This window comes from Brevibacillus reuszeri (genome assembly GCF_001187725.1).
GTDB classification, from domain to species: domain Bacteria; phylum Bacillota; class Bacilli; order Brevibacillales; family Brevibacillaceae; genus Brevibacillus; species Brevibacillus reuszeri.
Map to the genome: position 1 here is coordinate 697629 of NZ_LGIQ01000011.1, position 18434 is coordinate 716062.

The window sequence follows — 18434 nt, forward strand, 5'->3', positions numbered from 1 at the left end:
CTATTTCACCATTGGCAATATTTTTGCCATGTTAACGGTGCGTTTCTTTTCCCAGGTCACGGGATTGAATTCATCAAACTGCTCCAGAAAGCTGATGACTTCCTTGGTCAGTGGTGTTGGAGTAGATGCACCAGATGTTACTGCTACATTTTTCTTGCCTCGCAGCCACTCGATATCCAGCTCGGACAAATCAGCGATTCGATAAGACGGCACATTGGCAATTTCTTCAGAGACCTGTGCCAGGCGGTTAGAGTTATTGCTGCGCGGATCCCCGACAACAATACATACATCCGCCTCGCCTACCTGATCTGCAACGGCTTCCTGACGCACCTGTGTAGCTAGGCAGATTTCATTGTGCACTTCTACGCGGGGAAAACGCTTGATGATCGCATCCATCAATTCTTTGACATCCCATTGGCTCATCGTGGTCTGATTCGTCACAATCAGCTTATCCGCATGAACCGTTAGAGCATCGAGCTCTTCTACCTTTTGGACCAGATGGACGTGATCCGGCGCAATACCGATAGCCCCCTCTGGCTCTGGATGACCTTTTTTCCCGATGTAGATGACGTGATAGCCATCCGCTACCTTTTCCCGAATCAGGTCATGGGTTTTCGTTACATCCGGGCAAGTCGCATCCACGACGGTCAAGCCTTTATCACGCGCTTTTTTGCGCACCTCTGGAGATACGCCATGTGCTGTGAAAATGACCGTTCCTTCGGTCACCTGATCCAGAAGCGCGAGGCGGTCCTCTCCATCCAATGTTTTGATTCCTTGTTTTTCAAACGCCTCAACGACGTGTGCATTGTGTACAATCATGCCCAAAATGTGAATCGGGCGGGGAAGGTCAAAGTTTTGCGCTGTGCGGAGTGCCAGTACCATGGCATCCACAACACCGTAGCAATATCCGCGGGGGGAAATCTTGATGACTTCCATCTGTACCCCTCCTATTTTCTAATGACGTTCGCCCACTATTATACCTTATTTGCTAGCTTCCCGCTTCTGTTCATAAACCTTCAGATTATTGTAAACAACTTTTAGCATTGGCGTGGACAAGCCCAGTTTTTCTGCGCGCTCAAGCAAGTACCCTTGCAGATGATCTCCCTCTACCGGCAATCCTTTTTCCATGTCGCGCAGCATAGAGGATTTCATGGCAGCCCCCTGCTTTTGGAAGCCCGCCATTTGCTTTTCCACGATATCTGGAAGGATCGGCGCCTCTAATGCTCGCATAACTGATGCCACTTCTTCTGCTAGCTGTCTGGTCAGCTCCAGGCCATACGGTGTTTCGCGAATCGGTCCTGCTGCAGAATTCATCAGTGTCGTAATCCCTGAGAACGTCGTGATAAACAAATATTTGTGCCATGCTTCCTGCTGGATATGGTCGCTCGCCCTGATCGTGTTCAGAGCCCCAGAGAATACTTGCTCAATGCGATCTACACGCTCGCTTCTTCCTCCTTCCCACTCTCCGAAGACCGTATCATGAATCCCACTAGTCTGAACCACGTCACCCTCGGTATTCAGCGTGGTTTCAATAAAGCAAAGTCCTCCAAGTACTCGCTCTTTCCCAAAGCGCTCCCATAAAAGCTCCATATGGGCAATTCCGTTCAAAAGCGGAATGACCACGGTTTGCTCTCCTACATACGGCGCAATCGATTCGATGCTGTCAGCTAGCGTGTAAGCTTTGTTCGATAAAAGCACCACATCAAAAGGTCCAGCTTCTTCCCCAGACATGATGATTTGAGGAGACGGCAAGTGAATGTCGCCGTGGATACTCTGTACGCGCAATCCACGCTCCTGCAATTGCTTGTACCTGCGTTCACGAACCAAAAATGTTACATCGACTCCTTTTTCCGCCAATCTCCCACCGAAATAGCCACCGATTCCGCCAGCACCAAGCACGAGTACCTTCATCGCAATTCCGCCTTTCGTTTTTATCCAAAATAGTTTGTCTTCATTCTACAAAACCAGAAACATTTTCTAAACCCCATAATATAATGTTAGAAATCCTTACATTAAAAGTAAGAAAACCTCTTGACGAACGATATCAATCTTCCCTATAATACGAAATAGAATAACGTACGAAAAGGCGAACTTTATTAGTTTGTTCAATAAAATAATTCGTGATTGGAGTGTTCTTTTCCATGGATATGAAAACAGTCTTGTCCACCATCGACTCTGAAAAAATCGAATACGTTGATTTTCGCATCGTTGACCTGCTCGGCCGCCAGCATCATGTGACGGTTCCTGCCTACGCTGTAGATGAAGGGACGTTTCGCAACGGTGTTGCCTTTGACGGCTCTAGTTTGACCGGATACAAATCCATCGAAGAAAGTGACATGGTCGCGATGCCTGATCCTGCCAGCGCATTTATCGATCCTTTCGTAGAATCCAAAACCTTGAATATCGTTTGTAACATCGTCAATCCAGACAACTCCACCTATACACGCGATCCACGCGGCATTGCCCTGAAAGCAGAAGCCTACCTACAACAGCTTGGTGTAGCGACCGCAGCGTATTTTGGCCCGGAATCGGAGTTTTTCCTGTTCGATAGTGTCCGCTATGCTTCTGGTCCATCCGGCTCCTTCTTCCATATCGATTCTGAAGAGGCATTCTGGAACACTGGTAAAGAGGGACAAAACCTCGGCTACAAGGTACGCAACAAAGGCGGCTACTTCCCTGTTCAACCGACTGATTCGCAAATGGACATCCGCAATGAGATGTGCACACTGATGACCGGGGCAGGCCTTGCCGTTGAGCGTCATCACCATGAAGTAGCCACTGCTGGCCAAGGCGAGATCAACTTCCGCTTTGATACGCTCACTCGCACTGCTGACAACCTGCTCTTGTTCAAATACATCGTTCGCAATGTAGCTGCCAAGCATGGCAAAACCGCTACCTTCATGCCAAAGCCGATCGTTGGCGACAACGGCTCCGGGATGCACGTGCACCAAAGCTTGTTTGACGGGGATACTCCCCTGTTTTATGAGCAAGGCGGCTATGCCAATTTGAGTGAAGCTGCCCTCCACTACATCGGTGGTATTCTGCATCACGCTCCTGCCCTGATCGCCTTGACCAACCCGAGCACCAACTCGTTCAAGCGTCTCGTTCCTGGCTACGAAGCACCTGTGAATCTTGTGTTCTCCAAAGGCAATCGTTCTGCTGCCGTTCGTATCCCGATCGCGGCTGTCACCCCAAAAGCGTCCCGCATCGAATTCCGCACACCAGACTCGACTGCCAACCCATACTTGGCGTTTGCCGCTATGCTGATGGCTGGTCTCGATGGAATCAAGCGCAAGCTCGACCCGCGTGAATTAGGCTATGGTCCATTGGATAAGAACATTTACGATCTCTCCGCTGCAGAAAAGCACGAGATCAAGAGCGCTCCTGCTTCTTTGGAGGAGGCACTGCTTGCTTTGGAGCAAGATCACGACTTCCTGCTCGAAGGAGGCGTCTTTACCAAAGACGTGATCGATAGCTGGATTTCCATCAAACGCGGTGAGATCGAGCAAGTCGAGCGCACTGTGAATCCGAAAGAGTATGAGCTGTATTACGATCTATAAACGTAAAAAGAGCCTTCTCAATTGTCAATTGAGAGGGCTTTTTGTATCTGTAGCTAGTCATTCACTTTTGACCTGCATGAATTTTATAGCACAAGCTCGTCCGATTTGTGACATCAAACTTGCGATAGATGCTTTGGAGATGCTTCTTTACTGTATTGATACTGACAAACAGCTGCCTGGCGATCACTTCATTTCCATAGCCTTTTTGCACAAGGGCAAGGACTTCTCGCTCTTTGCTGGTTAGTTCCCTTTCTTCCTGAGACATAGAAACGAAGGCTTCTGGAAACTCTTCATTCCCCATGCTTCGAGATAGAAAGCGAGTGAGCAGCTCAAGACAGGCCATGTCATTTGGCTGAAACGGATTCTCTTTTTCAGAGCGCATAAATGCAATGCAGCCGAGCAGTCGCCCGTTGTCCATGAGATAGGCAACCATCTGATGATAGTATCCATGACGTGACATGAATTCATCGTAATAATCGCTTTGCTCATATTCTTGTGGCGAAAGAACGTCCTGAATTCGTAAAACATGTTGATTCCGCAAGCGATGACCGATTTTGTTCGGCATTAAAATATCATACTGATAGCACGTATCCAGGTAGCGATCCATGGCGTGATGGCTAATGTTTCGCATCTCAGGACGAATCAGATCGTTTCGTTCGTTGCATATCCAAAAGTTGGCCTGATGAAAACCAAATCGCTTTTCAAACGCAGCTAGCGCCTGATGTCGGAAATTTTGCGCAGGACCAGCCATATCATCCATAAACGCAAGCACCTTTTGGTAATCTCTATTTGAAAGCGATTTCATAATCAGTCACTCCCCATGACCAGTCATCTCTTTTATTATATCAGATTTTTCCGTCAAAACATGGTCCGAACGGGTAATTGTACAAACAGGGTCCACCCTTCAATATGAAGCTATAACGTTGTCGACAAGGAGTGAGCCTATGAGCTATTTGAATCTGGCCTTGGTCCAAATCGCATCACCCAGTGCACATCCTGATTTGCAAGCACGCAAACGGGAAAATTACGAAAAACTGGCCTACTATGTAGACACGATCGCCACCATGAATCCAGCGGTCGATCTCATTGCCTTTCCTGAATTGTATCTAAACGGACTTGATCCAGTGAATTGGTTACAGATGGCAGAGCCAATCCCTGGTCCCTTGACTGAGTTGCTTTGCGAAAAAGCGAGACAGCATCGAAAATGGCTGACACCTGGTTCCTTGTTTGAACAAGCGGAGAATGAAAACGAAGCCTACAATACGGCAATCCTGATCTCTCCCGAGGGAGAAATCGTCATGAAATACCGGAAAGTATTTATCCCTTATCCGCTTGAGCAGTCAAAGCCTGGACATGATTTTCCGGTATACGAGATCCCGAACATTGGTAAAGTAGGCTTCCTGATCTGTGCGGATGGCCACTATCCGGAAGCAGCACGCAATCTTGCTCTAAAAGGGGCGGAAGTGATTATCAAGCCGACACTCCAGGGTGACTGGATTGGTGGAACGAGAAATCACCTTCCGATCGCCATTACCCGCGCGATTGAGAATCAATGCTTTGTCGTTAGCATCAACCATCCGAATCCAATCGGAATGGGGAATTCCGTAGCTGTCGATCCAGAAGGCAGAGTTATTGAACAGCTGGGTGACTCCGAGTCCTTTACCATTGTTTATTTGAATCTGGAGGAAGTACGGCGCGTCAGGGAAAACGGCTCCATGGGGATGTTTGGATTCCTGAAAATGCTCAAAGGGTTCAAGGAATCAGGGATTCAGGTTGATGAATGCTATGCCGCTGACATCACAAAGGCACCCCTCTATCAATCACTGCAAATTCCTTTTCCGAAAACACCAGCCGATATCCAGAAATATGGCTCTTCGCGAAAAGAGCAAGCAAACGTGTAGATTGCCACAACCACCGGCCGATGACTGCCGGTGGTTTTTTGCACAAAAAAAGAGACCCTCGCAAAAGGGTCTCTTTTTTGGGCTCAAAAAGGAATTCGCTTTGAATGGATCGTGTAATCGTGTTCAGCTGCCCACGCTGCAAGCCCACTCCAAAAATCTTCGCAGGCGGCTAGTAATTCGGACGGCTCTGACAGGTTTCCTGACATCACCAGTCGAGCTACTTTATCGAAGCCAGCTGGCCGATCTGGCAGCTCCAAAGCCTCCGGCAACACCATTGCTCCGGTCGAGTATCTTTTTTGATTGTGCAATCCGATCAGCATCGCACCGTACTTTGCAAATTGCATGGTTAAATACGGCAAGTAGGTGCTCGGGCCGTTCACGCTTATATTTCGCAGCTTTCCAATAAACTCGTACATTTCTCCTACGAGCACTTCGTTGACTGCGTGCTTGAAGTCTTCCTTTGCAGGTGATTCAGCCGCTTTCTTGAGCTCCGCCAAGAACCCTTCTGGGTCGTACAGGCTAAGCGGGGAAAAGAAAGGACTGTGTGTCAGTGGCCACTCTCCCTCAACGGTAGCTGCTGTCGCTAAAATGACTTTTGCACTCATAACGTTCACTTCGGCTTTCCACGGTCCCGCTGACCATTCATAGCTAAAATCTGTCTCGTCACCAGAATCATCGAGTACACAAAACATCTCGATATCCGAAAACGGCCCGTCTGTACCTCTGGAAACAGATCCGTAGACCCCAATAGCCAAAACTTTCTCTTTGAAAACCTCATGCAATCTCGAAGCGATTTCCTGGCAGGTTTGAAATCTTTCCCTTTTTGAAATTTCTACAGGTCCATTCATGTTCATTTGCTTACATCTCCCTTAAGCTAGTTTGGCTGGGTGGATACAAGCACATAAATGGAGGACCTCGGGATTAACGGGGGACTTTTTTGGGATGCATGATGTTTATCCTCCTTCGCAGCATATAGCAAGCCAGCTTTTTCCGATATATTTACGTCTCCCCCTCTATTCGTCTACAATCAGTTTATTGGAAATAGGAGGGAATCTTCAAGTGGAGTCTTACTCGCTAAAAGAGATACAAGTTCACATCAAACAAACGGAATACCGCCCCAAGGACAAGCAAGCTTCCTTTTTAAAGCTGGTAGAAGAAGTAGGAGAACTCTCAGAAGCCATTCGAAAAGATTCCCGTATGACTGAAACAAAGTCCATCAAAGGAACCATTGAGGAAGAGCTCTACGATGTGCTCTATTACGTATTGGTATTGGCAAACCAGTATGGAATCGATATGGAAGAAGCGATGCGGCTAAAAGAAGAAATCAAACAACAAAAAATGGCGAAGCGAAAAGTAGAAGATGAGCGTAAGAAGCTTGAAGACTCATCCACATGAATTTATTTTCTGTAAGTGAAACCTTCACCAATCCCCAAACGTCCTATTAACATATTTTCCCTTGGAGGAATGGTAGCATGAATCAAGTGCTCGCAGCAGTCATCCTATTCGCCAGTTTATTATCGTTTTCTGTCAGTACTGGTACTTCAAGCAGCATGGCTCAATCAGGCACCCAGGTTCCCGCGCAGGCAAATAGCAGTCATTTGACCAGCCAAACGCCCACGATTCTAGCCGAAGCCCCGCTCGACAGCAACATGTCCGGCAACACGAAAGCAAAGTATCTCGTGCTAGTCATGACAGATGGACAATATCGAATCGAAGAAGAACCAGGTCCTTTTACTGGCCCTAACTGGACTGGCACCTTTGAGCTCCAACTGCTTGATGAAAAAAGAAGCCCCCTGTCCACACTCCGTTTGAATGACGCGTTTGATGAGCTGCTGTTCCAAAAATCATTTTCCTTCGCCTTTGCTGATTACAATCATGATGGCAATATCGATTTTGCAATCGGACAGTATGCGTCTAGTAATCTGTACACCTACAAGCTATTTACGATCCGCGATGGAAAAATGGAACGGCTGCCGATTGAATCCGATAACGAGATTGTAAGCTCAGAGCGCAGTTATTCTGTTTTGTTTGCACAGGTTAGCCCTGACTCCTTCAAAACCGTTTATTACGACAACTCGCTTGGAAAATACCTTGAACGCGTATATCAGTGGAAGAATACTACGTTTTCCCTCATTCGCGAAGCTGAGACAGACTCCCTGTAAAACTTTCCTATTCCCAAGCAAAAAGCCCTCCTGATATAGGAAGGCTTCTTTCCCTTACATTTTGAAACGGCTGAGTGAATCCTGCAAGTCGAGAGCCATTTTGCTTAATGCTCCTGCTGTAGCAGATACCTCTTCCATCGTAGCATTCTGTTCTTCAGAAGCAGCAGCGATATTTTGAATATTGCCAGACGATTGTTCGGAAATCTGGGACACCTCTTGGATCGACTCGACCATGATTTGCGACTCCGCGTGAATCGTCTCTACAATCCCTACTACCTCTTGTGATTCCTGTGAAATATTCTCGATCATTTTGACAATGTCCGTAAACAGCTCTCCCGTTTGTTCGATCATCGTGATGCCATCCTGCACGACGCCTGTTCCGTCCTGCATGCGGCTTACAGCTTGCTCGGTATCTAATTGAACCTGCTCAATGATCGCCCGGATATCCCCTGCTGCTTTCGCCGATTCCTCCGCCAGTTTGCGAACTTCATCCGCAACAACTGCAAATCCACGACCATGCTCTCCTGCGCGTGCCGCTTCGATTGCTGCATTCAATGCCAATAGATTTGTCTGGTTGGCAATTTGGGTAATGACTTCCACAATGTGCGTAATATGCTTCGATTTCTCGTTCAAGTGGATTATGTCATTCGCTGTCGTTGACGATGTTTGCTGAATGAGGCTGATCTGATTAATCGTTTGGGCGACAACCTCATTTCCGCTGAACGCTTTTTGATTGGTCTTCGTAGCCAATGCTGCTACAGCAGTCATCGAAGAACTCAATTGCTGCAAGCGTGTAGAAACCTCTGTCACGCGATCATCCGCGTCCTTCATATTGACCGTTTGCTTTTCCGCCCCGATCGATACTTCTTGGATCGCCTGGGCGATCTGCTCTGTCGCTCTCTCCGTCTGCTCGCTGCTGGCTGCTAATTGCTCGGATGACGCTGCCAGCTGTTGCGAGGTCTCGGCGACATCACCGATGATTTCTCTCCATTTCAGCGACATGCCGTTGAAGCTGTCACATAGCTGACCGATCTCATCCTTGTTTTTGACCTGCAAAGGCTCTACCGTCAAATCACCGTTATCCATACGCTTCACAAGAGCTGTCAGCTTCACGAGCGGTTTTGCGATATGGTTGGCAAACAACACAACAATCGCTGTTCCCACAAGCAAGGCACAACCCGTAATAATAAGCAGTACATAAATAATCTGATTCGCATTGCTATTGTAATCACTCATATACGAACCAACAATAATGATCCAGCCCCAATTCGGATCGACTTGCGAATAGGCAATTTTCGGTTCAAGTGCATTCGGATCGTCAGGCAAAGGCCATTTGTAGTAAGTGAAGCCCCCACCATTCAGACCTTGTTCGAAAATGTTACGCGCAAAGTAAACGCCATCCGGGTCTTGCTTATCCAAGAAATTTTGTCCTTCCGAATTCGGATGGAGAATCAGATTTCCTTGTTTATCATATGCAAACATGTAGCCATTTTTCCCAAAATCAAATTCCTTGGTAATTGTTCTTTTCCCATCGGCCGTTTTCGGTCCAAGGATATGCGTTTTCACCAGCTCTTGCGCTTCCTCTAGAGATATTTTCCCGCTTTTTACATCCTCATTGATGACATCAATCATCGAAATGACCAAGCGCACGGAATTTTTCAGACCCGTCTGCGAAAGCTCGTTGAGTCCATCCTTTGCCACAGTGTATCCGATGATCCCTGTCAACAGAGTAGGAATGGCTAGCAAAAGCAAACAAACAATGACTAATTTTTTTCGTATCGTTACTCTCATTCTGTCTTCTCCTTCATGCTAGGACATGTGATAATAACCTATACCCGGCTCGTTATTATTCAAACATGTAGTTTAGTAATCAAATAAAAATAGACCAAGAACACCTCGTCAGTGTCATTGATCTTAAAATAAAATTTTATCGAGTACAGCGTTTTGATTGATCTATAAACGAAACAATAAGCTAATTGCCGCACAGGCCATCTGCATCTGTGTTGCCCGGCTTTTGCCATTTTACAGTTTCGCCAACTATTCGTCTAGTTGATCAAAACGAGCAAGGACTAAAGTCATTCATCCTTACTCTTTACCTTTGATCAGGTAATCTTCCTTTTGCTTTTTATTTTTTTCATCCGCGGTCATGTCATGCTCCAAGACGTTAAACATCAGCTCGTCCTTTACCTTGCGGGATACGTTTCGCTCAGGTGGATTGGAGATCGGTGTACCCATAATCATATCGTCTTTCATTCGCTTGCCTCCCCTATGTCATTTGCGACTTAGGATGTCATTGGAGGGGCGGTACTATTCGTTTGGACAGAAAACATGCTATTATTTTCCTAATACAATAGCATAGGTTCCTCAAGGGTGGTCGGCTCATCTCCTGAACAAAGGGGGTGAGAATTATGACAGTGTATGAAGCGATAAGCCTGATGATTGCTTTTGGCATGCTTATTGTGGCCATACTGTCTTTCACCAAAAAGAAATAGATCACCCTTGAGCCTGCCAGCCGGGTGATCTGCGTTTAAAAACCTGTTACTTGCTGAGCCGCCCCCTGTGGGGAACGTCTATTGTAGTGACCGTAGGTGCGCCAACACCTGCGGTCTTTTTTAGTTTACGTTAGCGCTACTACCATGTATTCTGCTTTTTGTAAAACATTATTTACATATTTGTCTCCCATATTACCATAACTCGTCAAAAATAAAAACAGGTTACTTGCTTCATATGCCTTTGCGCTTCAGCGACTGCTGACCAACCTGCCAGCGAGTCTTTGCTTTAGCTCATCAACGGATGTAGGGATACTTCCCTCCATTCCCTGCTTGACGGTATCGGGCAAAGCGTCCCAGACTTCTGCAATGAGTGGCAGCCCTAGATGCAGACTCTCCAGCATTTCTCGTTTTTCCAGAGCTTCCTGTGGCTCACCAGCGAATACCAGCTGCCCCCCATCCATCACGCAAATCCACTCTGCCCACTCAAAAGCAATGTCCATATCGTGAGTCGCCATCAGTACCGTTGTCCCGCTCTGATGAATATGATCGAGCTCGCGAAGCAAATTTTTCGTCTGGTAGCGATCGAGATACGCTGTCGGTTCATCCAGGAGGAGCAGCTCTGGCTCCAGCACCATCACCCCTGCCAAAGCCAGGCGTCGCTTTTGTCCGAGGCTCAGATGATGGATAGGCGCGTCAGCCAGCTCTCGCAATCCGAATACGTTTAAAATGCTCTCTACTTTTGCCCGAATGACTTCAGGTGGCAGCTTGCGATTGCACAAGCCGTACGAAATATCCTCCGACACCGTACTTGCAATCAACTGATGCTCGGGGTCCTGGAAAACAAGCCCGACCCTTTGTGTCATCTCTTGCAGAGCCTGGCGCTTGTAGACGAACGGCACCCCTCGCCAAGAGACTTGGCCCTTTTGTGGCTGAATAATGCCGTTTCCGTGGAGAAACAAGGTGGACTTGCCACAGCCGTTACGCCCCAGGAGAACACATTTTTTTCCCTCTGGTATGCCGAAGGAAACACCTTGAAGAACTGGTCCTCGCCCACCTGGATACGAATAGTGCAGATCATCAAACTCCAATAGCATCACTGTCAAAACCACCAACCTCCTGTCCAGCTCTCCAGCAGAACCAGCATGATACAGCCGACTATGGACTCTCTTTCATAGCGAGCCGATCGGACATGTGTCTGCAGGCCCAGCACATGAAAGCTATCCGCAAAGCCTCTGGCTGACATCCCTTTATATAGTGCCTCGTATTTACGCATGGCTCGAACAAACAGCTGTGCAGCCAAGAGCCCAGCGTCTCGCAGCAGCGCTTTGAAGCCGCGATGTCCACCCCGGGAACGCTGTGCAATCCACAGCTGATAGGACGTATGCAGCAGGACAAAAATAAAGCGATACATGATCATTAGCAAATCAGTCAAAATCGAGGGTACCCCGATCCTGCGCAGCACCTGCAATATTTCTGCAAAGGGTACCGTGAACAGAATGAACGAAAAACAGCTCAAGCTCGCCATCGTCCGCCAAAATAAAATGGTTACCTTGCTAACTGCCACAGGCGAGATATATACCACATAGGAACCGAGGTTCCAAGCTATCAGCATCTCCACTTTTTGCAGACCAGCCCCTGCTTTTACCCATTCGAGCAGGAGTGCTGGCAAGCCCGCAACAAAGAAAGAGAGAGACAGCAGTAAAAACAGCAGATAACTACCGACAGGGATGCGGGCATAACCAATCACCCACACCCCTATCCACACAAATACAAGCATTTGTACGAGCGTATGACCCATGAGAACAAGAAGCAGCAGCGCAACCCCAAACAAGAGCTTGTGCTCAGGTGGAAGCTGCCTCAGTCGATTTTGATAGGAAAGGGAATCAAGCTGCTGCCAATTCATTTTTTCGACTTATCCAGCCGTCCCTTGTACAATCCCATCGCGTAACCGACGACGCCTGCACCGAGAGCGGCCTGAACAGCAAACAGCAGACTTTCCGTTTCTCCTCCTGGCGGCTCCAGAAGCGGCTGGAACCATGGCTCATAGGAAGGCGAGATTTCCTTGATCGCTTCTTCTGCTACTCCATCGGCTCCACCGAATTCCGAATCCTGAACCAATAACAGCGGCAGGACAGCCAGTACGACTACTCCTAAGAGTAACAGCCAGTTTAAGCCCTTTTTCACAGCGATTCCTCCCGTTTCAGCAAGCGTAATTGGGCCAATTCTTTTGCGTTATAAGATTGCAGCCAGTTCCAGACAAGAACGGTCAGCAAGCCTTCACTAATCGCCAAAGGAATTTGGGTAAAAGCAAAAATGCTCGCAAATTTCACGAAGGAAGCAAGCACTCCACCTGTTTCAGCTGGAAACGCCAATGCCAATTGGATCGAGGTGACGACGTATGTAGCCAAATCAGCTAAGGCAGCTGCTGAGAATACAGCGAGACGCTGACTACCATTTGCACGCATGATCAAACGATAAATACCGTATGCTACCATCGGACCTACTACTGCCATCGATACGGCGTTGGCTCCTAGGGTCGTTAAACCTCCGTGCGCCAATAAAAGCGCTTGAAACAGCAGAACCAAGCTTCCCAAAACGGACATCGCCAGAGGACCAAACATGATCGCTCCAAGACCGGTACCTGTCGGATGTGAGCTGCTGCCCGTTACCGACGGGATTTTAAGCGCTGACAGCACAAATGCAAAAGCCCCTGAGACACCCAAAAGCAATTTCATTTCAGGATGTTCTTTGACGATCTGGTTGATGGAGCGCAATCCGAGAATAAAAAATGGCAAAAAGACTACCCACCAGAACAGTGCCCAGGACATTGGCAAATATCCTTCCATGATGTGCATCGCATGTCCTGTCTGTGGCTCATTCACTAAAAAGTAAAATACAAATCCGGCAATCAATAAGCATGTTGATACAATCCGCGATCGATTCATTCGACTTCCTCCTTTTCTCCTTTTCTTTCTTTTCCACGAAACAAAAAAATCCCATCTACACGAAGACGAGATTTGTGCACACAAAACAATAGACCAACCATTCAGCCATATTGCCTCGTATTCACCGCTCCTTTCCGCGAAGGTATCTGGGTGTGGCCGATAGGTAGGTCTCCTGGCTTCCAGATCCGTGCGCTCTTTGTCCTTCCCCATATATAGATATGAGTGGATTTCTAGCAAAGAGAACTCCCTGGTTACAGTGGCGGGACCGCTCGGGACTTTCACCCGATTCCCTGTTACCCTTTATGTTTCGCAATCATAAAGGCACCTAATGCCAACAATATGAAATTTTCGGACAATATCGAATTGTCCTCTCTCATTATAACGAAAAGAGTACGAAAGAAAAAGAGCACAAAAATGAATGATGCGAGCAAAATACTACGACATTGTCGCAATATCTGCTCGCTATTCAGCCACTCTTTATGATCTTGCGTCGACTCCAATCGCTTCGCTGATGTGACTGAACCCGTCACGCTTCATCAACTGCAACAGCTTTTTATTGATTTGCTTTGGAATTCCAGGCCCTTGGTAGATCATACCCGTATATACTTGAACGAGACTCGCACCCGCACGGATTTTTTCATACGCGTCCTCACCGGTATAAATACCACCTACACCTACGACAGGTACCTTGTCGCCAATTTCCTGATAAATTTCTTTTACCCAAGCGGTAGAACGCTCGGTAAGCGGTCTTCCACTCAACCCGCCTGCTTCCTCTGCGTGGCGATGATTTTTGACAGCTTCACGCGAGAGTGTGGTATTGGTAGCTATAATTCCAGAAATCCCTTCCTCTACGGCAGCGTGAACGACATCATGCATTTGCTCGTCGGTCATGTCCGGAGCAACCTTTAACAAGATCGGCTTTTTCTTTACACCGCGCGCTTCCATCTCTGCAGCCTTTTCACGTACCGCACGGACGAGCAAGCGCATGCTCTCTGTCTCCTGCAAATCTCGAAGATTTGGCGTATTCGGTGAACTGATATTGATCACGAAATAATGGCCGTAAGAGTACAGCATGTCCATGCATTTGCTGTAGTCGCTGGCAGCCTCTTCGTTTGGTGTCACCTTGTTTTTCCCGATGTTGATCCCAATCGGAACATCGGAATAGGCATAGTCAATCAAGCGCTGTGACGCCAGGTAGGCACCCTGATTGTTAAAGCCCATCCGGTTGATAACCGCCTGATGCTCAGGAAGTCGGAACACACGCGGCTTTGGGTTGCCTGGCTGTCCCTGTGGGGTAAGCGTACCTACCTCGACAAAACCAAACCCGAGGGCACCCAGCGCATGATAAACCTCTGCATTTTTATCATATCCAGCGGCCAGACCTACCGGATTGGGAAAGGTTAGTCCCCACAGCTTGGTCTCTAAACGCTCATCGCGCAGCTGGAAAACCATTTTTAACAAGTTTTTACCCGGAGCCGAATCCTCCACCAGCTTCAGGGCATGAATCGTCTTCTCATGAATTTCTTCCGCGTCCTGCTGAAACAGATACTTTCGTATAAGCTGATACATCTGGTTGCACTCCTCGCTCCATTTTTACCTCATAGTAGAATACCACACTTTACTTGTGCGAGGTACCTCTATACGAGATACATATTTCCAAGCGGGCAGGTAAATCATAACAGCACTACCATTCTTGGAGATGACGAGGGACCGCTATGAAAGTCGACGGAAAAATCGGGATTGGCCAAGCAATCATGATGATCATGCTGACAGCAGGCATCACGAATCATGTAACCGTTATCCCTCTATTGCTCAGTAAAGCAGGACGTGATTCATGGGTAAGTGTTCTTTTGACCGCCATTCCGTTTATCCTTTGGGCCATCCTTCTAGCTTTTATCAGTCGCCGTCTCAAGCAGCAGCCATTGGCTGTATGGATTTCACGTAACTCCAACAAGTTCGTCAGCTACTTGATCCTGACACCGATCATTCTTCTCCTGTATTTGATGGCATTAGTCAGTCTGATCGATACGCAGACCTGGACGACGGTCAATTATTTGCCCCGTACACCAGAATGGATGACGGCCCTCGCCCTGATCGTGTTTTGTATGATCGCGGCCCATCGGGGGATTGTCCCGCTTGGAATCACGGCCGGTATGCTGCTCCCTGCTGTTGCCATTCTTGGCTTTTTCGTTGCTTTTGGCAATGTTCCTAAAAAAGACTACAGTTTGCTCCTCCCGCTGTTTCAACATGGCTATACGCCTATGCTGCACGGAATGCTTTATGTTGCCGGCGGATTTGTTGAATTGTTTGTCCTGCTACTGCTTCAGCATCATGTAAGAGCACCACTGCGGCTGTCTCACTTCCTGATTCTCGTATTTATCATCATCGTCCTCACCCTCAGCCCTTTGACTGGTGCAATCGCCGAATTCGGCCCGATCGAATCCTCTCGTCAGCGATTCCCCGCCTTTGAACAGTGGCGCTTGCTTACGGTTGGAAAGGATATCGAGAACATGGAGTTCTTCGCCATCTATCAATGGCTTTCCGGGTCTTTTGTACGCATCTCGCTGTGCTTAATTTTAATCTGTGAGCTTTTACAGCTGCGTTCCTATTCAAAAAGATGGATCCTGCTGTTTTTGCTTGGCGGAAGCCTGCTTGCGATAACCAGCCTACCTTACAGTGATATGCAATTTGTTTCTTTTCTATCAAAACTGTATTACCCGCTATTTTTGGCTGTCATACTAGCCCTCACACTCATCCTTGGTGGCATAGCCCTACGGCAATCAACCAGACAGGAGGACACTGGTCATGAGTCGTGAAACCGAGCTAAGTGAACTGTTTGCTGATTGCTCAGATGTCGTTTTTTTGCCATTGGTCTCGAGTGAAGATCAACAATGTCTGCTTGTCTATTGTGAGGGGCTTGCTGATATCAGACATATGCAGGAGGTTGTGCTACCCCAGCTGGATCAATTTCTAGCGAAGGGTGACCTCCGCTCGCTTCCACTTGTTCCCTTGCTTGAAGAGCAAGTTTATTGGGTGGAGCGATTATTCGCAGGCGACTTGTTGTTATTTCTACAAGACTTGCCACCTTTTACATGGGACATCTCCAATAGGCCACAGCGGTCAACAGAAGAAGCAAATACCGAAGTATCCATTAAAGGTCCACGGGACGGTTTTGTCGAGGATTTGAGTGCCAATATTGCACTCATCCGCAAGCGGATGCGGACGCTCTCGATGGCTTGCGAGACATACACACTCGGAACACGCTCCAGAACCAGGGTCTCGATGCTATACATGAAAGATGCAGCTCCTCCTGATCTCGTGAATACCATGCGCGACAGGCTGGCCGAGTGCCAAAGTAAAAAAAACATCAATAGCGCCATACTCGAGCAAAGGCTGAGTGACCATACCTACTCTCTGTTTCCGCTTTTGGATTACACAGGACGTCCTGATTTTGCGATTTACATGCTGTTTGAAGGGAAGGTAATCGTGCTGGTGGATGGTTCCCCGCTCGCCTTGATTGCACCTGTTACACTGCTGGAGCTCATCAAGTCTCCCGAGGATGATCAATATCCGATTGCCTATGTATGGTTGGAGCGTATCCTGCGTCTCGGAGGCATTTTTATCGGTGTTTTTCTTCCAGGCTTTTGGATTGCCCTCTCTGCTTACAACGTCGAAGAATTTCCTTTTCAATTGCTTGCTACCATTACCCAAGGCAGAAAAGGGCTGCCTTTCTCCGCTCCGATGGAGTTGTTCGGGATTCTCTTTATTTTTGAATTCCTGCGAGAAGCTGGTGCTCGACTGCCAAAAACAGTCGGACAAACCCTCGCGTTAGTCGGAGCGCTGATCATCGGGGATGCATCCATACGAGCAGGATTAACCTCCCCCTCCATGCTGTTCATCGGCTCTCTGACTGTCGTTGCCTCCTTTACCCTGATCAATCAGTCTTTAAGCGGCGCCGTTACCGTTGCTCGTTTTGGCGTCTTTCTGATGTCATCCATTTTGGGGATTTACGGGTTTGTGCTAAGTCTTCTGATCATCGCTTATTACTTGTCTACACTGACTTCGTTCGGGAGACCTTACGTCTTGAATCATTCCTCCAATTTCTTGAATACACTCGTCAAAGTGTTATTTCGTCCTCTGATCGACATTTTTAAACAAGGAAGTAAGACAGGGAAGCAAGAAAGGGGCATAAAATGAAGCGTCAACTGATAGCATGCTTGGTCCTGATGTTGTCTGTGAGCTTCACAAGTGGTTGTTGGGACCAAAAATCGATCCAGGATTTGAACTATCTCTCTGCATTCGGAATTGACTATCAAAACAATCAGTACGTTTTGTATGCGCAATCAACGGATTTGTCCAGTGTCGCCAAGCAAGAAACACCCCCAGGCTCCTCAGAGCCACCCGTCATCATTTCGATCGGCAGGGGGGAAACGTTGCAAAGCGCCATGGATAATATGCAAAAGAATGCACAAATTCCTCTGTTTTACGGCTTTGTTTCCACCCTGATTTACCACGAGCGCATGCTTCAAAAGGATGTCATCGCAACCTTTGACATCCTGAATCGATACGGGCTGCTTCGTTACACCAAATGGGTATTTGGAACAAGAGAGTCGATTCCAGAGGTTCTTAGCAATCACTCCGTCACGGGCTTTTCTCCGTTGACCTCCCTCTTGCACCAGCCACAGGATGTTTACAAGCAGCGTTCGTTTATTGAGCCGATCCGCTATTTCACGTTTATTTCCCGATTTTGGGAGCCCAGCAATACCGTGATTATCCCGAACATCTCTATCTATAAGCATTCCTGGAAGGAAAACAACGATTTTATCTCTCGCCTTACCGTCGATGGCATTCATGCCGTGTACCGAGGCAAATGGAACGGTTTTTTCCCCAATAATGACTTGCTTGGTCTGCGGTGGATGAATCCGCATACGGAGTTCGCTGGCTTAATCGTGAAGGAAAACAATAAACCAAAGGCCACTCTGCGCATCCAAAACGTAAAGGTTATGGTGAAGCCCATAAAGACTGGGGAGAATCCTCGCTTTCGTGTCGATATTCACATGAACGGCTTTGTTCGGGAAATCATGGCCAAGGTATCGGCAGATTACATTGAAAAGGATGCGGAAGCACAGATCGAGGAGCAAATCAGGGGCACATTTTTAAAGGGAATTGCTGCCGGGACGGATCTATACGGCTTTGAAGAAGCTTTGTACAAACAGGATGTTAACGCCTGGAAGCAGTTTGCAAAAAATCACGATAACAAAATTCGCAAGGATGCACTAGCTGAAATCAAAATTCATGTTCGTTTAAGCGATTCCGGCAAAATGAAATTAAACTGGTACCATTATCCGGATCATCTTCTCCCTTAACCACTACG

19 protein-coding genes and 1 riboswitch are annotated in these 18434 nt (G+C 47.5%); of the genes, 8 read left to right on the forward strand and 11 right to left on the reverse strand.

All coding sequences use genetic code 11. The features are described from left to right. Complete coding sequence (locus tag ADS79_RS28365; protein ID WP_049741803.1) at positions 1-936, reverse strand: 4-hydroxy-3-methylbut-2-enyl diphosphate reductase; 936 nt, start codon at positions 934-936, stop codon at positions 1-3. 45 nt (positions 937-981) lie between these two features. Further along, positions 982-1911: a ketopantoate reductase family protein gene (locus tag ADS79_RS28370; RefSeq protein WP_049741804.1), complete on the reverse strand. Its 930-nt coding sequence runs from the start codon at positions 1909-1911 to the stop codon at positions 982-984. Between the two features lie 230 nt (positions 1912-2141). On the opposite strand from ADS79_RS28370, the gene glnA reads away from it, so the two are divergent. Continuing rightward, positions 2142-3560, forward strand: a complete 1419-nt coding sequence (gene glnA, locus ADS79_RS28375; protein ID WP_049741805.1) for a type I glutamate--ammonia ligase — start codon at positions 2142-2144, stop codon at positions 3558-3560. A gap of 61 nt (positions 3561-3621) precedes the next feature. Here the strand turns inward: glnA and ADS79_RS28380 are convergent, their stop codons facing one another. Then, positions 3622-4365 (reverse strand): helix-turn-helix transcriptional regulator, encoded by a 744-nt coding sequence (locus ADS79_RS28380; RefSeq protein WP_049741806.1) that lies wholly within the window; start codon positions 4363-4365, stop codon positions 3622-3624. A 139-nt stretch (positions 4366-4504) separates the two neighbouring features. Here ADS79_RS28380 and ADS79_RS28385 point away from each other — a divergent pair, with 139 nt between their 5' ends. After that, positions 4505-5461, forward strand: a complete 957-nt coding sequence (locus ADS79_RS28385; protein WP_049741807.1) for a carbon-nitrogen hydrolase family protein — start codon at positions 4505-4507, stop codon at positions 5459-5461. Positions 5462-5544: 83 nt separating this feature from the next. Here the strand turns inward: ADS79_RS28385 and ADS79_RS28390 are convergent, their stop codons facing one another. Then, positions 5545-6315, reverse strand: a complete 771-nt coding sequence (locus ADS79_RS28390; RefSeq protein WP_049741808.1) for an ANT(4')-I family aminoglycoside nucleotidyltransferase — start codon at positions 6313-6315, stop codon at positions 5545-5547. 205 nt (positions 6316-6520) lie between these two features. Here ADS79_RS28390 and ADS79_RS28395 point away from each other — a divergent pair, with 205 nt between their 5' ends. Together ADS79_RS28395 and ADS79_RS28400 are read left to right on the forward strand one after the other, a co-directional pair. Continuing rightward, a complete protein-coding gene (locus tag ADS79_RS28395; protein WP_049741809.1) occupies positions 6521-6856 on the forward strand; it encodes a MazG nucleotide pyrophosphohydrolase domain-containing protein in 336 nt (111 codons plus the stop codon). A 77-nt stretch (positions 6857-6933) separates the two neighbouring features. Further along, positions 6934-7623 (forward strand): hypothetical protein, encoded by a 690-nt coding sequence (locus ADS79_RS28400; protein ID WP_049741810.1) that lies wholly within the window; start codon positions 6934-6936, stop codon positions 7621-7623. 54 nt (positions 7624-7677) lie between these two features. Here ADS79_RS28400 and ADS79_RS28405 read toward each other — a convergent pair whose 3' ends face one another. Continuing rightward, positions 7678-9414: a methyl-accepting chemotaxis protein gene (locus ADS79_RS28405; protein WP_049741811.1), complete on the reverse strand. Its 1737-nt coding sequence runs from the start codon at positions 9412-9414 to the stop codon at positions 7678-7680. A gap of 294 nt (positions 9415-9708) precedes the next feature. Continuing rightward, entirely contained in the window at positions 9709-9876 is a 168-nt protein-coding gene (locus tag ADS79_RS35765) for a hypothetical protein (RefSeq protein ID WP_162839555.1), read from the reverse strand. Between the two features lie 155 nt (positions 9877-10031). On the opposite strand from ADS79_RS35765, the gene ADS79_RS36805 reads away from it, so the two are divergent. Further along, the gene (locus ADS79_RS36805; protein ID WP_141260937.1) at positions 10032-10115 is read left to right on the forward strand and encodes a putative holin-like toxin; all 84 of its coding nucleotides are present in this window, start codon (positions 10032-10034) and stop codon (positions 10113-10115) included. A gap of 248 nt (positions 10116-10363) precedes the next feature. Here ADS79_RS36805 and ADS79_RS28410 read toward each other — a convergent pair whose 3' ends face one another. From ADS79_RS28410 to ADS79_RS28430, 5 genes are all read right to left on the reverse strand, one after another. Then, positions 10364-11218 carry an energy-coupling factor ABC transporter ATP-binding protein gene (locus ADS79_RS28410; protein ID WP_049741812.1) on the reverse strand — a complete coding sequence of 285 codons (855 nt, stop codon included), beginning with the start codon at positions 11216-11218 and terminating at the stop codon, positions 10364-10366. Beyond that, positions 11215-12018, reverse strand: a complete 804-nt coding sequence (gene cbiQ, locus ADS79_RS28415) for a cobalt ECF transporter T component CbiQ (protein WP_049741813.1) — start codon at positions 12016-12018, stop codon at positions 11215-11217. The genes ADS79_RS28410 and cbiQ overlap by 4 nt, the downstream gene beginning before the upstream one ends. Beyond that, complete coding sequence (locus ADS79_RS28420; protein ID WP_049741814.1) at positions 12015-12299, reverse strand: energy-coupling factor ABC transporter substrate-binding protein; 285 nt, start codon at positions 12297-12299, stop codon at positions 12015-12017. Before ADS79_RS28420 ends, cbiQ begins: the two co-directional genes overlap by 4 nt. Continuing rightward, on the reverse strand, positions 12296-13060 hold the full coding sequence (locus ADS79_RS28425) for an energy-coupling factor ABC transporter permease (RefSeq protein WP_049741815.1): 765 nt from the start codon (positions 13058-13060) through the stop codon (positions 12296-12298). The genes ADS79_RS28420 and ADS79_RS28425 overlap by 4 nt, the downstream gene beginning before the upstream one ends. Positions 13061-13205: 145 nt before the next feature. Continuing rightward, a riboswitch (cobalamin riboswitch) is annotated at positions 13206-13404 on the reverse strand. A gap of 133 nt (positions 13405-13537) precedes the next feature. Beyond that, positions 13538-14629 carry a quinone-dependent dihydroorotate dehydrogenase gene (locus ADS79_RS28430; protein ID WP_049741816.1) on the reverse strand — a complete coding sequence of 364 codons (1092 nt, stop codon included), beginning with the start codon at positions 14627-14629 and terminating at the stop codon, positions 13538-13540. A gap of 146 nt (positions 14630-14775) precedes the next feature. Here ADS79_RS28430 and ADS79_RS28435 point away from each other — a divergent pair, with 146 nt between their 5' ends. Genes ADS79_RS28435 through ADS79_RS28445 form a run of 3 tightly spaced genes read left to right on the forward strand, consistent with a single transcriptional unit; the run spans position 14776 to position 18426 of the window. Then, a complete protein-coding gene (locus ADS79_RS28435; RefSeq protein ID WP_049741817.1) occupies positions 14776-15876 on the forward strand; it encodes an endospore germination permease in 1101 nt (366 codons plus the stop codon). Next, positions 15866-17257, forward strand: a complete 1392-nt coding sequence (locus ADS79_RS28440) for a spore germination protein (RefSeq protein ID WP_049741818.1) — start codon at positions 15866-15868, stop codon at positions 17255-17257. The genes ADS79_RS28435 and ADS79_RS28440 overlap by 11 nt, the downstream gene beginning before the upstream one ends. Beyond that, on the forward strand, positions 17254-18426 hold the full coding sequence (locus ADS79_RS28445) for a Ger(x)C family spore germination protein (RefSeq protein ID WP_049741819.1): 1173 nt from the start codon (positions 17254-17256) through the stop codon (positions 18424-18426). Before ADS79_RS28440 ends, ADS79_RS28445 begins: the two co-directional genes overlap by 4 nt. The last annotated feature ends 8 nt before the right edge of the window (positions 18427-18434 follow it).